At 60.4% G+C, this 15,529-nt stretch carries 16 protein-coding genes; 9 read left to right on the top strand and 7 right to left on the bottom strand.

Annotation, left to right across the window (positions count from 1 at the left end; all coding sequences use genetic code 11):
• Positions 1–16 precede the first annotated feature (16 nt).
• Both J1G33_RS18685 and rpoE read right to left on the bottom strand, forming a co-directional pair.
• A complete protein-coding gene (locus J1G33_RS18685) occupies positions 17–604 on the bottom strand; it encodes an RseA family anti-sigma factor (protein WP_005786011.1) in 588 nt (195 codons plus the stop codon).
• A gap of 32 nt (positions 605–636) precedes the next feature.
• A complete protein-coding gene (rpoE, locus tag J1G33_RS18680; protein ID WP_003172477.1) occupies positions 637–1,218 on the bottom strand; it encodes an RNA polymerase sigma factor RpoE in 582 nt (193 codons plus the stop codon).
• A 461-nt stretch (positions 1,219–1,679) separates the two neighbouring features.
• On the opposite strand from rpoE, the gene nadB reads away from it, so the two are divergent.
• The gene (gene nadB, locus J1G33_RS18675; protein ID WP_078820542.1) at positions 1,680–3,296 is read left to right on the top strand and encodes an L-aspartate oxidase; all 1,617 of its coding nucleotides are present in this window, start codon (positions 1,680–1,682) and stop codon (positions 3,294–3,296) included.
• On the opposite strand, the gene J1G33_RS18670 is transcribed toward nadB, so the two are convergent.
• Positions 3,265–3,711 (bottom strand): protein YgfX, encoded by a 447-nt coding sequence (locus tag J1G33_RS18670; protein WP_223018527.1) that lies wholly within the window; start codon positions 3,709–3,711, stop codon positions 3,265–3,267. The genes nadB and J1G33_RS18670 overlap by 32 nt on opposite strands.
• The gene (locus J1G33_RS18665) at positions 3,695–3,949 is read right to left on the bottom strand and encodes a succinate dehydrogenase assembly factor 2 (RefSeq protein WP_032877270.1); all 255 of its coding nucleotides are present in this window, start codon (positions 3,947–3,949) and stop codon (positions 3,695–3,697) included. Before J1G33_RS18665 ends, J1G33_RS18670 begins: the two co-directional genes overlap by 17 nt.
• 139 nt (positions 3,950–4,088) lie before the next feature.
• Here J1G33_RS18665 and J1G33_RS18660 point away from each other — a divergent pair, with 139 nt between their 5' ends.
• Both J1G33_RS18660 and J1G33_RS18655 read left to right on the top strand, forming a co-directional pair.
• Entirely contained in the window at positions 4,089–5,030 is a 942-nt protein-coding gene (locus J1G33_RS18660; protein WP_032877271.1) for a folate-binding protein YgfZ, read from the top strand.
• A 36-nt stretch (positions 5,031–5,066) separates the two neighbouring features.
• Positions 5,067–5,888, top strand: coding sequence for an HDOD domain-containing protein (locus tag J1G33_RS18655; protein WP_032877272.1), 822 nt, complete (start codon positions 5,067–5,069; stop codon positions 5,886–5,888).
• On the opposite strand, the gene J1G33_RS18650 is transcribed toward J1G33_RS18655, so the two are convergent.
• Complete coding sequence (locus J1G33_RS18650) at positions 5,889–7,274, bottom strand: sensor histidine kinase (protein WP_078820540.1); 1,386 nt, start codon at positions 7,272–7,274, stop codon at positions 5,889–5,891. It lies immediately after the preceding gene.
• Positions 7,267–7,938, bottom strand: coding sequence for a response regulator (locus J1G33_RS18645; RefSeq protein WP_005785982.1), 672 nt, complete (start codon positions 7,936–7,938; stop codon positions 7,267–7,269). The genes J1G33_RS18650 and J1G33_RS18645 overlap by 8 nt, the downstream gene beginning before the upstream one ends.
• A 247-nt stretch (positions 7,939–8,185) precedes the next feature.
• On the opposite strand from J1G33_RS18645, the gene J1G33_RS18640 reads away from it, so the two are divergent.
• The 6 genes from J1G33_RS18640 (at position 8,186) to J1G33_RS18615 (ending at position 14,705) form a co-directional block, all read left to right on the top strand.
• Positions 8,186–9,478 (top strand): OprD family porin, encoded by a 1,293-nt coding sequence (locus tag J1G33_RS18640; RefSeq protein ID WP_032877274.1) that lies wholly within the window; start codon positions 8,186–8,188, stop codon positions 9,476–9,478.
• A 47-nt stretch (positions 9,479–9,525) separates the two neighbouring features.
• On the top strand, positions 9,526–10,509 hold the full coding sequence (locus J1G33_RS18635; RefSeq protein ID WP_148852377.1) for a tripartite tricarboxylate transporter substrate binding protein: 984 nt from the start codon (positions 9,526–9,528) through the stop codon (positions 10,507–10,509).
• 146 nt (positions 10,510–10,655) lie between these two features.
• Complete coding sequence (locus J1G33_RS18630) at positions 10,656–11,114, top strand: tripartite tricarboxylate transporter TctB family protein (protein WP_005785979.1); 459 nt, start codon at positions 10,656–10,658, stop codon at positions 11,112–11,114.
• Between the two features lies 1 nt (position 11,115).
• Positions 11,116–12,630, top strand: coding sequence for a tripartite tricarboxylate transporter permease (locus tag J1G33_RS18625; protein ID WP_032877276.1), 1,515 nt, complete (start codon positions 11,116–11,118; stop codon positions 12,628–12,630).
• The gene (locus tag J1G33_RS18620) at positions 12,623–13,651 is read left to right on the top strand and encodes an AbrB family transcriptional regulator (protein WP_078820536.1); all 1,029 of its coding nucleotides are present in this window, start codon (positions 12,623–12,625) and stop codon (positions 13,649–13,651) included. The genes J1G33_RS18625 and J1G33_RS18620 overlap by 8 nt, the downstream gene beginning before the upstream one ends.
• Before the next feature lie 118 nt (positions 13,652–13,769).
• Entirely contained in the window at positions 13,770–14,705 is a 936-nt protein-coding gene (locus tag J1G33_RS18615; protein WP_164699505.1) for a YncE family protein, read from the top strand.
• Between the two features lie 15 nt (positions 14,706–14,720).
• Here the strand turns inward: J1G33_RS18615 and ung are convergent, their stop codons facing one another.
• Positions 14,721–15,413 (bottom strand): uracil-DNA glycosylase, encoded by a 693-nt coding sequence (gene ung, locus J1G33_RS18610; protein ID WP_032877279.1) that lies wholly within the window; start codon positions 15,411–15,413, stop codon positions 14,721–14,723.
• Between the last annotated feature and the right edge of the window lie 116 nt (positions 15,414–15,529).

Genomic DNA, 15,529 nt, shown 5'->3' with positions numbered 1-15,529 from the left:
AGAGCTCCCTAACGGATCAGCGGTTTTCCTGACTGGCTGCGCGAGCGTATGGCAGAGCGCTTTCGGTGCCTTTGGCGGCCGATTCCTGTGCGTGCTGACGCAGGTAGCCTGGTAGACGCTGATCTTGCCAGCCGGATTGCCCTTGAAGCACACCATTGGCCATCGGACCTGTGGTATCAGAGCTTTCCTTGTAGCCTGCCAGTACAGCCGGGCCTTTGACTTGCGGACCCGCCATGACGGGCTGCTGAGTTTGCTGGGCCAGTTCGGCACCGGCAATTTCGTCCTGGTTGTACAGGCGAACACCAGCCAGTACGGCGACGGTCACCGAGGCAGCCACTGCCAGTCGACCCAGGCTACGCCACGGGCCACGAGCAGCTTTGGCCGGAACGGCTTCATCAGCCAGCGCGGCAGAAACGGCCGCAGCAATATCCAGACGAGGGATTAAAAGATCCTTGTGCATCACCGCCCGAGCGACTTGGTAACGAGACCAGGTATCACGGGTTTCGGCATCATCAAATGCGTTGAGCACTCGACGAAGTTCCAGTTCATCCGCTTCGTTATCCATCACTGCGGACAGCGATTCCTGCAGGGCATCACGACTCATGGCGGTTCCTCTCTTGGCTGTCGCCGCTGTCTTTAGTTTTCCTGCAACAATGGTTGCAAGGCTTTGTCGATGGCTTCCCGGGCCCGGAAAATCCGTGACCTTACAGTCCCCACCGGACATTGCATGACGCTCGCAATGTCTTCGTAACTCAGACCATCGAATTCACGTAAAGTTAATGCAGTACGCAAATCTTCTGGCAGTTGCTGAATTGTTCGATGGACGGTGCCTTCGATCTCGTCGCGCAGCAATGCACGCTCCGGCGACTCGAGATCTTTGAGGCCGTGATCACCATCGTAAAATTCAGCATCTTCTGAACTGACATCACTGTCTGGTGGGCGGCGGCCGCGAGACACCAGATAGTTCTTCGCCGTGTTAATGGCGATGCGATATAGCCACGTATAAAACGCACTATCACCGCGGAAATTTCCAAGTGCACGGTACGCCTTGATAAAGGCTTCCTGTGCAACGTCCTGCGCTTCATGGGTGTCGTGCACAAACCGCACGATCAACCCGAGAATTTTGTGCTGGTATTTCAGCACTAGCAGATCAAATGCTCGCTTGTCGCCGCGTTGTACGCGCTCGACCAGCTGCTGATCCTCTTCCTGGGTTAGCATGAACACTCCTCGTTGTACTTGAAGGAGGCTTGCATAACTAAACGATCAGGCTTGCAAACATAGACTCGGGCTTTTCGCAAAAGTTCTCCCCCTTCAAGCAAGTTTCCGGCATGCACTGATTTGGCACACACGAAAAACGCAGCCCGGGCGGGGCCGGCTGCGCGAATAATCTTGTCGCCGGTTTCGTGACGCGTCCAATGCTCCCGACGGGCCAATAAACTCAACGTTTTCCCAGCTTTCGGGCAACCTGCTATTGAGTCGGGGCCCATGCAAAAAGTTCCCGTCCCGCCAACCGGCTGTTTCCCAAAGCTGCGCAGCATAATCTCACAATGCCACGAATGCGTGGCTATTGTGCCGCTCCACCCCTCTATATACTAGTGGCCCGTGTGACCCTTTGATTCGCCGATCCAGGCGTCCTGTTTGCGCCGCTCCTTCGGATCGCTTTTTGCGGAATCCTTCCAATGAGCCAACAGTTTCAACACGATGTGCTGGTGATCGGCAGCGGCGCAGCCGGATTGAGCCTTGCCCTGACCCTACCCAGCCACCTGCGCATTGCGGTTTTGAGCAAAGGCGACCTGGCCAACGGCTCGACATTCTGGGCCCAGGGCGGTGTCGCGGCGGTACTGGACGACACCGATACGGTGCAATCGCATGTCGAAGACACCCTTAACGCTGGCGGCGGCCTGTGCAATGAGGAGGCCGTGCGCTTCACCGTCGAGCACAGCCGGGAAGCCATCCAATGGCTGATCGACCAAGGTGTGCCCTTCACCCGTGATGAACATGCCGGCAGCGACGACGGCGGCTTTGAGTTCCACCTGACACGCGAAGGCGGCCACAGCCATCGCCGTATCATTCACGCCGCCGACGCCACGGGTGCCGCGATTTTCAAGACCCTGCTCGACCAGGCTCGCCAACGGCCCAACATCCAATTGCTGGAGCAACGCGTCGCCGTCGACCTGATCACCGAAAAACGCCTGGGCCTTGCGGGCGAGCGCTGCCTCGGCGCCTACGTACTCAATCGTACCAGCGGCGAAGTCGATACCTACGGGGCGCGCTTCACTATTCTTGCTTCGGGCGGGGCCGCGAAGGTCTATCTCTATACCAGCAACCCCGACGGTGCTTGTGGCGACGGCATTGCCATGGCCTGGCGATCGGGCTGCCGGGTGGCCAACCTGGAGTTCAATCAGTTCCACCCCACGTGCCTGTACCACCCGCAAGCCAAGAGCTTCCTGATCACCGAAGCCCTGCGCGGCGAAGGTGCGCACTTGAAGCTGCCCAATGGCGAGCGCTTCATGCAGCGCTTCGACCCACGCGCCGAGCTGGCACCGCGCGACATTGTCGCCCGCGCCATCGACCACGAGATGAAGCGTCTGGGTATCGATTGCGTCTACCTGGACATCAGCCACAAGCCCGAAGCGTTTATCAAGACCCACTTCCCGACCGTCTATGAACGCTGCCTGACGTTCAATATCGATATCACCAAAGGCCCGATCCCGGTAGTGCCGGCTGCGCACTACACCTGCGGCGGCGTGATGGTTGACCAGCACGGGCGCACCGACGTGCCCGGCCTCTACGCCATCGGTGAAACCAGCTTTACCGGTCTGCACGGCGCCAACCGCATGGCCAGCAATTCGCTGCTCGAGTGCTTCGTGTACGCTCGCTCGGCAGCAGCGGATATCCTTGAACAACTGCCGCGCATCAAGGTTCCAGCCGCCCTGCCCCGCTGGGACGCCAGCCAGGTCACCGATTCGGACGAAGACGTGATCATCGCGCACAACTGGGACGAGTTGCGGCGTTTCATGTGGGACTACGTGGGCATTGTGCGCACCAACAAGCGCCTGCAACGGGCGCAGCACCGGGTACGTTTGCTGTTGGACGAGATCGACGAGTTCTACAGCAACTATAAAGTCAGCCGCGACCTGATCGAATTACGCAACCTGGCGCAAGTGGCCGAGTTGATGATCCGCTCAGCCATGGAGCGCAAGGAAAGCCGGGGCCTGCATTACACCCTCGATTATCCGCAGATGTTGCCCGAAGCCCGCGACACTATTCTGGTGCCAACCACCTACGGCGGCTGAACTTCAGGCGTACCCGCAGGCGCCGATGCACATCGGCGGCCTGCGCGTCCTTGGGCACACAGACCGCGCGTACTCGCCGCTCACCCTGCACGCGATAACGCAACACCACGATCAACGGTAACGCCAGGCTGTCGGGGCGAAGTTGCACGGCGTGCCAGCCGCGCGCAGAGCTCCATAACTGCCAGCCATCTTCGTCGCGGCGCAGGCCACGAATCGACGAACGGTGAGTAAGCAGAACATGGCGCGGTAGCACCCACGCACAGTGTGCCAGGCATAACAGGATGCCGAGGCTCGAATAAGGCAGGTTCAAAACCAGCAGGCTGCCCAGTGCGATCAGCAGGGCAAGCAGATACGCCGCCAGCAACCGCCGCGAGGCCTGCCAGCGGCATTCAAAACGATTACTTGGGCTGGACACGATCCAGGATCATCCGAACCATGCGCTGCAGCTCTGGATCTTCAGATTCAGCACGCTCCATGAACCAGCCGAACATGTCCTGATCTTCACAGGTCAGCAACCTGACGTAGAGGTCGCGGTCCACCTGATCGAGCGTCGCGTACACCTCTTTGGTGAAAGGCACCAGCAATACATCCAGCTCCAGCATGCCACGACGGCTGTGCCAGTAGAGGCGATTGATTTCTACATCTTCGACCATGGAGCCCTCCTCAAATAGAGCGCAAGTATACAGGCCCGGCGACACCGGAACAGTCGGCTTTGGTCGCCCGCGACGAAACTATGCATTTGCCGGACGCCCCTCTATGATGCACCCATGACTTTTTAACCTGCGATGACCCATGGCTGACTCTGCTTTCTTCTGCCCCCTGTCCCACGAAGGCGTTCTCGCCGTCCGCGGTTCTGATGCTGCCAAATTCCTGCAAGGCCAGCTGACCTGCAACCTCAATTACCTGAGTGATACCCAGGCCAGCCTGGGCGCGCGCTGCACGCAAAAAGGCCGGATGCAGTCCAGCTTCCGCATCCTGCTGCAAGGTGACGGCGTACTCCTGGCCATGGCCACGGAGCTGCTCGAACCGCAGTTGGCAGACCTGAAGAAATACGCGGTGTTCTCCAAATCCAAACTTACCGACGAAAGCGCCGCTTGGGTGCGCTTCGGATTGGCGAACGCAGACGCGTCCCTGGCCGCCCTTGGCCTGACGCTACCCGCCGAAACCGACAGCGTGGTGCGCACCGACACCTTGATCGCTATTCGCGTGTCCCCTGGCCGTGCCGAACTCTGGGTGCCCACCGAACAAGCCGACACCGTGCGCAACCAACTGGCCGCACAATTGCCACAGGCTGAGTTGAATGCCTGGCTACTTGGCCAGATTCGCGCGGGTATCGGCCAGGTAATGGCGCAGACCCGCGAACTGTTCATCCCGCAGATGCTCAACCTGCAAGCCGTGGGCGGCGTCAGTTTCAAGAAAGGCTGCTACACCGGCCAGGAAATCGTCGCGCGCATGCAATACCTGGGCAAACTCAAGCGACGCCTGTATCGACTGAGCCTTGAAGCCACGCAATTACCCGAGCCCGGCACGCCGTTGTTTTCCCCAGACCATAACAGCGCGGTTGGCGAGGTCGTGATCGCGGCAAAAGCTGACCAGTCGATTGAACTTCTCGCTGTGCTGCAAGCCGAAGCTGCCGAGAGTGGCGACGTGCGTACAGGCAGCCTGGAAGGGCCCGGCCTGCAGCTGCTTGATCTGCCTTACCAACTGGACCGTGATCGCGAGATCCAGCGTTAATCGCCATACCTTTTTGCAGCACCCTAGAGAGCATGAATGAACAAGCTGGCGGAAAAAGTCCAACAGGCGTTGGTGACGGCCATCGACAACGATGACCTGGTTCTGCCGACATTGCCGGAGGTGGCCCTGAAAATTCGCCAGGCCGCCGAAGACCCTGAGATCAGCATCAGTCATTTGAGCAAGGTGATCAGTCGCGACACCGCCCTGTCGGCGCGCCTGATCAAGGTGGTCAACAGCCCGCTGTTACGGGCGAGCCAGGAAGTCACCGACCTGCACACGGCCATCACGCGGCTGGGCACCAACTACAGCAGCAACCTGGCCATCGGCCTGGTGATGGAGCAGATTTTTCACGCCCGCTCCGAAGTGGTCGCACAGAAAATGCGCGATGTGTGGTGCCGTAGCCTGGAAGTCGCCGGCGTCAGCTATGCCTTGTGTCGCCGGCATAGTCACCTCAAGGCCGACCAGGCGGCCCTCGGCGGGTTGGTGCATCAGATCGGCGTGCTGCCGATCCTCACCTACGCCGAAGACCACTACGAGCTGCTTTCCGACCCGGTCAGCCTCAACCACGTCATCGAAAGTATTCATCCGTTACTGGGCGACAAACTGCTGAGTGGCTGGGACTTCCCCGAAATGCTGGCGAAACTGCCGGGCCAGTACCTGAACCTGGAACGCAACTCTGCCACACTCGACTATGTGGATCTGGTGCAGATCGCCGTGCTCTACTGCCATCACAACACCGACCATCCGCTGGCGAAAGTCGACATTACCAGCGTACCTGCGATGAAAAAGCTGCGAATTGATCTCTACAGCGAGAAATCGCGCACCGAACTGGATGAAGCACGGTCGATGTTCTACTGATCAACCGGCGATAAAACTCACGCGCACTTTCAACCCAGCCAACTCGCCATCATGCAGGCTGATCTGCGCCAGGTGCGCACGGCAGATCTCCCCGACAATTGCCAGCCCCAAGCCCGACCCCATGCCCTGCTGGCTACGGCGATAAAAGCGCTCGAATACCCGGTCCCGCTCATCCAATGGGATGCCCGGGCCATCATCCTCAACCTCCAGCACCGCCGGCGCGGTCACGCGCAAAATCACATTGCCGCCAGGTGGCGTATGGGCCATAGCGTTGTCCACCAGATTGCTCAGCAGCTCATTCAACAGCGTCGGTTCACCGCGCAACCAGACCGGCTCGTCCGCCTCCAGTGCCAGGGCCACCCCGCGTGCGTGAGCCAGCGGCGCCATGGCCATGCCCAGTTCGCGCGCCAACTGGCTGAGGTCGAGCAACTGCGCGCCTCCTTCAGCAATGGCTCGGGCACCGTTTTCGATACGGGCCAGGGACAACAATTGATTAGCCAGATGGGTCAGGCGGTCGGTGCCCTGGGCAGCGCTTTCCAGGGTGCTGTGCCAGGTGGACGGCTCCTGGGCACGCAAGCCCAGTTCCAGGCGAGCCTTGAGCGCCGCCAAGGGCGTACGCAGTTCGTGGGCTGCATCGGCAATAAACTGGGCCTGGCGCTCGAACTGGCCGCGCAGACGTTCGGTGAAATGGTTGAGGGAGCGCACCAGCGGGCCGAACTCATCCTGAACTTCCACCAATGGCAGCGGCCGCAAATCATCGGGTTGGCGTTCTTCCACCGCTGTACGCAGGCGTTCGAGCGGACGCAGTGCAGCGCTCACCGCAAACCACACCAGCAGCAACGCGCCGATGGCCAGCATCCCCAGGCGCAGCAACGTGTCGGCCATCAAGCTGCGGGCCATGGCAACGCGTGCTTCGTCGGTCTCCGCGACACGAATCTCGGCCATCCCATTCATGTTCGGCTCGGAAACGGCCTTGAGCAGGCTCACCACTCGCACGTGCTGGCCCTGGTACATGGCGTTGTAGAAGCGCGCCAAGGCCGGGTAATCGTCGGTGCGGGGAGTGCCGGGCGGCGGGCCTGGGAGGTTTTCGTAACCGGAAATCAGCTTCTGATGGATATCGTTGACCTGATAATAGATGCGCCCGGCACTGTCGTAGGCGAAAGTGTCGAGGGCCACATACGGCACATTGGCGCTGAGGGTGCCGTCCACCTGGGTCAAGCCTGCGGCAATGGTGCGCGCCGAAGCCAACAGCGTGCGGTCATAGGCCGTGTCGGCGGCTTCGCGCCCGTTCCAGTAGGCGCTCATGCCGCTGGCGAGCATCAACAGCACCAGCAACAGCGCCAGGTTCCACAGCAAGCGCCAGCGCAGACTGCTGGGCTTATGCATCGCGGGCTTCCAGCAAGTAGCCCAGGCCGCGGAACGTCACGATGGCGATGGGCTGGCCGTCGAGCTTCTTGCGCAGGCGGTGCACGTAGATTTCGATGGCATCGGGGCTGGCCTCCTCGTCCAGGCCGAAAACCTGAGAGGCCAATTGCTCTTTGCTCATCACGCGGCCCGGTCGGGCGATCAAGGCTTCGAGTACGGCTTGTTCGCGGGAGGTCAACGTCATCAATTCACCGCCAACCGTGAAGCGTCGTGTGTCCAGGTCGTATACCAGCACCCCGCACGTCTGCTGGCGCTCCCCACCCAGTACACTGCGTCGCAGCAGCGCCTTGACCCGCGCTTCCAGCTCCGTCAGTTCGAACGGCTTGGCGAGGTAGTCATCGGCGCCCAGGTTCAGGCCGTGCACGCGGTCTTTGACATCACTGCGTGCCGTCAGCATCAGCACCGGCAGGTTTTTCCCTCGGGCCCGCAAGCGCGCCAGCACCTCGAAACCATCCATGCGCGGCAGGCCCACATCGAGGATCGCCGCCGCGTATTCCTCGCTGCCCAAGGCCAGGTCCGCGGCCACACCATCGTGCAGCACGTCGACGGTCAGACCCATGCCCTTGAGCGCTTGCGCAACACTTTCGGCAAGTTGCAGATGGTCTTCAACCAGGAGGACACGCATGGATTTCTACCTCATGAGGAGTGGTCGGCGCGGCGTTTTATTGGCCCGCTGGCCGGCGAGTTTACAGGCGCAACCTGCCCTGTGAAGCCCGAAAACATTGAAAGACAATTGAAAGGTTAGTGAAAGCTTCGCCCTTTAGCATCCAGCTACGGTGGTTTCTGCCCGCCGAGCTGCCTCATCCGTAGCGCCCGAAAAACGCCTCGAAGCGTTTTCGCCAAAAATAAGAACAATAACGGAGTCCATCACGATGCTGTCGACACAGCCCCAGGCTTGCACGCCTGTTCGTTCTTGCCGTCTGAGCCACACCGCTCTCGCCAGTGCTTGCGCCCTCGCCGGCTTTTCGCCGCTAAGCCAGGCTGCCTTCTTCGAAGACAGTACCGCGACCCTGGAAACCCGCAACATGTACTTCAACCGCGACTTTCGCGACGGTACCCGTGCGCAGCAATCCAAACGCGACGAATGGGCCCAGGGTTTCATGCTCAACCTGCAATCGGGCTACACCGACGGCACTGTCGGTTTTGGCGTGGATGCGCTGGGTATGCTCGGCATCAAGCTCGACTCCAGCCCCGACCGCACCGGCACCGGCCTGCTGCCGACCCACGACGACGGCCGTGCCGCCAATGAGTACTCCAAGCTGGGCCTGACCGGCAAAGTGAAAATCTCCGCCACCGAGCTGAAGATCGGCGCGCTGATACCCGAATTGCCAATCCTCAAGCCCAACGACGGTCGCATCCTGCCGCAGACCTTCAACGGTGGCCTGCTGACGTCCAAGGAATTCAAGAACCTTGTGTTCACTGGTGGCCGCCTGGATAAGGCCAAGGACCGCGACGACACCAATTACGAAGATATTGCGCTCAATAACAAGAACAGCCGCTTCCTCAGTGGCGCCACCGGCAAGCACTTCAACTTCGGCGGCGTGGACTACAAGTTCGCCGACAAAATCACCGGCAGCTATCACTTCGCCCAACTCGATGACGTGTACCGCCAGCATTTCCTCGGCCTGGTCGCCGCGCGCCCGATGGGCCCCGGCACGTTTGCCGCCGACCTGCGCATGGCCATCAGTGACGACACCGGTAGCGCCCGCGGCGGCAATATCGACAACACATCCCTCAACGGCCTGTTCAGCTATGCCCTCAATGGCCATAAGCTCAGCGCCGGCTACCAGCACATGTCCGGCGACAGCGCCTTTCCGTATGTGGATGGCAGCGACCCGTACCTGGTCAACTTCGTACAGATCAACGACTTTGCCGGCGCCGAAGAACGCTCCTGGCAGGCACGCTACGACTACGACTTCGCCAAGCTGGGGATTCCAGGCCTGAGTTTCATGAGCCGTTACCTGTCGGGCGACAACATCAAGCTCAAGAACGGCCAAACGGGCAAAGAGTGGGAGCGCAACAGCGAGATCAAGTACGTGGTGCAAAGCGGCACGTTCAAGGATGTGGCCGTGCGCCTGCGTAACGCGACCTATCGCTCCAACTATTCAGCCCGTGATGCGGATGAAATGCGTTTGCTGGTCAGCTATAGCATTGCCCTTTGGTAAATGTGCGTTGGTACTAAAACCTTATAACAACAACGATGGAGATAACCATGAACCCTTCAGTGCGTAAATTTGCCCTCGCCGCCGGCTGCCTGCTGTTCGCCGGCCAACTGCTGGCCGCTGACGAACCCAAGCGCCCGGAATGCATCGCCCCGGCCTCACCTGGCGGCGGTTTCGACCTGACCTGCAAGCTGGCGCAAAGCGCGCTAGTCAACCAGAAGCTGCTGAGCAAGCCGATGCGTGTGACCTACATGCCCGGCGGCGTTGGCGCGGTGGCCTACAACGCAGTGGTTGCCCAGCGCCCTGCGGACGCAGGCACTTTGGTGGCCTGGTCCAGTGGTTCGCTGCTGAACCTGGCCCAGGGCAAGTTCGGTCGCTTTGATGAAAGCGCCGTGCGCTGGCTGGCGGCGGTAGGCACCAGCTACGGTGCCATCGCAGTGAAAAACGATTCGCCCTACAAGACCCTCGACGATCTCGTAAAAGCCTTGAAGAAAGATCCGGGCAGCGTAGTGATAGGTTCCGGCGGCACCGTCGGCAGCCAGGACTGGATGCAAACCGCGCTGATCGCCAAGGCTGCCGGGATCAACCCGCGTGAACTGCGTTATGTGGCCCTTGAAGGCGGCGGTGAAATCGCTACCGCCCTGCTCGGCGGTCATATCCAGGTGGGTAGTACCGACATCTCCGACTCCATGCCGCACATCCTCAGCGGTGACATGCGCCTGTTGGCGGTGTTCTCCGAGAAACGCCTGGACGAGCCGGAAATGAAAGACATCCCCACTGCCAAGGAGCAAGGCTACGACATCGTCTGGCCGGTGGTGCGCGGTTTCTACCTTGGGCCAAAAGTCAGCGATGCCGACTACGCCTGGTGGAAAGACGCCTTCGACAAGCTGCTGGCCTCCGACGAGTTCGCCAAGCTGCGTGACCAGCGCGAGCTGTTCCCGTTTGCCATGACCGGCCCGGAGCTGGACACCTACGTGAAGAAACAGGTGGCTGACTACAAAGTGCTGGCCAAAGAGTTCGGCCTGATCCAGTAAACGCCCGTCATTTGTGTAATGCCCTGTAGGAGCGAGCTTGCTCGCGAAGAACCCAAGGACATCCACGTGCGTCCAGACAGCACGCGTTATCGTTGAAGTTTTTCGCGAGCAAGCTCGCTTCTACAAGAGGGGCCTTGGAGTTTTCTATGCTCTTACAACGCATTTTCGCTGCAGCGCTGTTGCTGGCCTGCGCCGGCCTGGCCCTGATGGCCTGGCCGTATCAGGCGGCGTTTTCCTACGAGCCGGTCGGCCCACGTGCCTACCCGCTGCTGATGCTCGGGCTGATGAGCCTGGCGCTGATCTACATGCTGTTTCGCCCGCAACCGACCAGGCACACCGAAGAAGAACCGGCGCTGGACCGCGAAACCCTGATCAAGATCGGCCTTTGCGTCGCGCTGTTGCTCGTGTTCGCCGCCACCTTCGAATCCCTGGGGTTCATTCTCAGCAGCATGTTGATCGGCATTCCAATGGCGCGCCTGTATGGCGGCCGCTGGATGCCCAGCGTGGTGATCGTCGGCCTGATGGCTATCGGCTTGTACCTGCTGTTCGATAAAGCCATGGATGTGCCGTTGCCCCTCGGCCTGCTCGACGTTCTGGAGAACTGATATGGATACTTTTGGCTATTTGGGCCAGGGTTTCGGCGTCGCGCTGAGCCCGTACAACCTGGTGACCGCGCTGTGCGGCACTTTGATCGGCACCGTGGTGGGCCTGCTGCCGGGCCTGGGCCCGATCAACGGCGTGGCGCTGTTGATCCCCATCGCATTCGCCCTGGGCCTGCCGCCGGAGTCAGCGTTGATCCTGCTCGCAGCGGTGTACCTGGGTTGCGAATACGGCGGCCGCATCAGCTCGATCCTGCTCAACATCCCGGGCGAAGCGTCCACCGTGATGACTACCCTCGACGGTTACCCGATGGCCCGCAAAGGCCTGGCTGGCGTAGCACTGTCGTTGTCGGCATGGAGTTCGTTCATCGGTGCGTTTATCGCTACCTGCGGCATGGTGCTGTTTGCCCCGCTGCTGGCCAAATGGGCGATTGCCTTCGGCCCGGCGGAATATTTCGTACTGATGGTGTTCGCGATTGTGTGCCTGGGCGGCATGGCCGGTGACAAGCCGCTGAAGACCTTCGTGGCGGCGCTGATCGGGCTGTTCCTCTCGGCAGTGGGCATCGACGCCAACAGCGGCGTGTATCGCTTTACCGGAGATAACATCCACCTCACCGATGGCATCCAGTTTGTGGTGCTGGTGCTGGGCCTGTTCTCCATCAGCGAGATCCTGTTGCTGCTGGAAAAAACTCACCGTGGTCAGGAAGCGGTCAAGGCCACCGGACGCATGATGTTCAACCTGAAGGAAGCGGGTGCGGTGTTCGTGGTTAACATCCGCTGCGGCTTGCTCGGTTTCATCATGGGCGTGTTGCCGGGTGCCGGTGCAACACTGGCTTCGGCCGTTGCCTACATGACCGAAAAACGCATGGCCGGTGCCAGCGGCAAGTTCGGCCAGGGCGATATGCGCGGCCTGGCGGCACCGGAAACCGCCATTGGGGCGTCCGCCTGTGGCGCGTTGGTGCCGATGCTAACGCTCGGCGTGCCAGGTTCGGGCACCACTGCGGTGATGATCGGCGCCCTGTCGCTGTACAACATCACCCCAGGCCCGCTGCTGTTTCAACAGCAACCCGACATCGTCTGGGGCCTGATCGCATCGTTGTTCATTGCCAACATCATGCTGGTGATCCTCAACATCCCGATGATCCGTATCTTCACCCGTATCCTCGCCGTGCCGAACTGGGCACTGGTGCCGGTGATCGCGATCATTACCGCGATTGGTGTGTATGCGGTGCATGCCACCACCTTCGACCTGTTCCTGATGGTCGGCATCGGCATCTTCGGCTACATCCTGCGCAAGCTGGATTTCCCGCTGTCGCCGGTATTGCTCGGTTTTATCCTCGGCGGCCTGATGGAGCAGAACCTGCGCCGTGCGTTGTCGATTTCCAACGGTGCGCTGGAGATCCTGTGGTCGAGCCCGATCACCTTCGGTGTATGGGTACTCACCGCCATCATGCTGCTCGTGCCATTGCTGCGTATCTGGCGCAAGCGCTCCTTGCAGCGCCGTGCCGTAGCCGATGTCTGAAGTCACCTTCAAACATTGGTGGGGAACACCGCTGGTCGGCCTGGCCGGCGGTTACCTGGCCAGCCTCGTCGGCTGGCCTTTGCCGTATATGGTCGGCGCGTTGCTGGCGATCATCCTGGTTCGCTGCCTCACGCCCTGGCAATTGGCGGAGATTCCCGGCGGGCGCAAGTGCGGCCAATGGGTGGTGGGCATCGGCATCGGCCTGCACTTCACGCCCGTGGTGATCGAACAGGTGATGAGCCACTTCGGCCTGATCTTCTTCGGGGCGCTGGTCACCAGTTTGTCGAGCGTGGTGGGTGTGTGGCTGATGCGCCGCAGCGGTGAAGACCGCGCCACGGCGTTTTTCTCCAGTATGCCGGGCGGCTCCGGGGAGATGGTCAACCTGGGCGCCCGCAATGGTGCGGTACTCAGCCGGGTGGCGGCAGGGCAAAGCCTGCGTGTGCTGGTGGTGGTGTTGTGTGTGCCGGCGATCTTCAAGTATTTGCTGGGCGGCGGTGCACCGCAGTTTCACCCGGCGCCTGTGGACTGGGCCTGGCTGGCCCTGCTGTTCCCGGTAGGTGCGCTGGTGGCCTGGGGCTGGCAGCGTTTGCGCCAACCCAATCCCTGGCTGTTCGGGCCGTTGCTGGTGAGCGCCATCGCCAGTGTGACGTGGGACTTGCACATCGGCCTACCCGACGGCGGCAGCCAGATCGGCCAATGGTTGATCGGCAGCGGTTTGGGCTGCCACTTCAATCGGCAGTTCTTCCGTAGCGCTCCGGCGTTCATGGGCCGCACCTTGATTGGCACGGCCTTGACCATGGCGCTCGCCACGTTGGCAGCGGTAGGGTTGAGTGCGCTGACCCACCTGGACCTGCGCTCACTGACGTTGGGCATGATGCCTGGCGGCATTGCCGAGATGAGCCTGACGGCGGAGACCCTGCAATTGTCGGTGCCGTTGGTGACGGCAATGCAGGTGATGCGTCTGCTGTTTGTGCTGTTTTTGGCAGAGCCGTTGTTCAGGCACTGGAACCGCCAATCTTAACTCTGGAAGTGGCCCCTCAGGGGCCACGACCGTTTGTCTGAACTGGCACTCTTCACAGCTAGCCAAGCTCACCTTATCAGGTGTTCCATGGCGCGACTTCCCTTTGAGGAGCGCAATCGTGGTGACCCCAACCGAAACAACGCTCGAAAACGAGAATGAAGAGCCCGCCGCAATCGTCAATACGATTACCGTCCATGGTTCCCCCAATCGCCTTGTACTCAATGGGGATGGAACGCGTCTGTATGTCGCAAGCTCCACATTGCCACAAGGCATTACTGTCATCGACACAGCGAACTTTAGCGTCGTCAGGACCATCACCAATGTGGGATCCCCCATTTGGCTGGCCATGCACCCCACGGCCCCGCGCCTTTACGCCAGCGATAACAGCCAGGCCAGCAATACGCCGATCACAGTGATAGACACCTTGACCGATACCGTCAGTGACCAGATCAGGGGGTTTACTGCCATCAATGGGTTGGCCTTGAATTCTACCGGAGCACGCTTGTACGTCGCCGACCACGCCGCATCGGAAGTGGTGGTGATCGATACCGCCAATCATCAGCGAATCGCCACCACCCCAGTGCGTTACCCTCGAGAGATAGCGATAGCACCCGGCAACGCCCGTTTACACCTTGCCTCGGATTTGGATGGGTGGACCAGCATCCACCTGGGGACCAACAGGGTTGTGACCCAAACCAATACCGTTGCCGGTCAACCTACCTCCATTGCTCATGCTCGCTTCAACGCACGTGTCTACATCACCTACCAGGACCGTGGTGAGGTCTATATCGGCAATACCTCCGCCGCACAGGTCAGTACCATACTGGACGGTTTGCTAGGCCCCTATCAGGTGGCATTTCATACGATGCTCGAATTCGCCTACATCACGGAAACCGATGGCGATCGCGTGAGTATCCTCCACACCCGCACACAAACCGTAACGGACACCCTCACAGGCTTCAACAAACCGCGGGGTATCGTCGTGACACCCAACGGCCGAACCGCCTACGTGGCCAATATTGGCAATAGCACAGTGTCGCAAGTCCGTCTGTAGCCATGGTCGTCCGGTTCAGAGTGGCGGCAGCCGCCACTCGATCGGTGCCTCGCCATTCTGTTCAAGAAACTTGTTAGCCCGGCTGAAATGCCCGCAGCCCAGAAACCCGCGATACGCCGACAACGGCGACGGATGCACCGACGTCAGCACCAGATGCTTGGTGGCATCGATGAGCTTCTGCTTGCTTTGAGCATGAGCGCCCCACAGCAGGAACACCAGGTGCGGCTGATGCTCGCTGACTACCTCGATAATCCGATCGGTGAAGAACTGCCAGCCCTTGCCCGCATGGGCGTTGGCGTTGGCGCGCTCCACGGTCATGGTGGTGTTGAGCATCAGCACGCCCTGATCGGCCCAGCTTTGCAGGTAGCCGTGGTTGGGGATGTCGATGTTCAGGTCGCGCTTGAGCTCTTTATAGATATTGACCAGCGACGGCGGCGCCGGCACCCCCGGTTGTACCGAAAAGCACAGGCCATGGGCCTGGCCGGGACCGTGGTAGGGGTCCTGGCCGAGGATCACGACCTTGACCTTGTCCAGGGGCGTTGAATTGAGAGCGTTGAAAATCAACGGACCGGGCGGGTAGATCTCTTTGCCGGCGGCATGTTCCTGGCGCAGGAATTCGCGCAACTGGGCCATGTAGGACTTCTCGAACTCATCGCGCAAGGCGTGTTTCCAGCTGGGTTCGAGTTTGATACGGTCGCCATCGGTCATAGTTGAATTGTCTTGTAAAAAAGAATGAGGCGAACCCTAGGAAAGCCGACCCCGCTTGTCAATTGATCTGACACACCACCGGCACTTTCCCACGAAGGGATCATACTCATCCTTCA

Source organism: Pseudomonas sp. P867, from assembly GCF_019891455.1.
GTDB classification, from domain to species: domain Bacteria; phylum Pseudomonadota; class Gammaproteobacteria; order Pseudomonadales; family Pseudomonadaceae; genus Aquipseudomonas; species Aquipseudomonas synxantha_A.
Note: the sequence above shows the minus strand (reverse complement) of the source record. Positions and strands in the feature narration are given on the sequence as shown.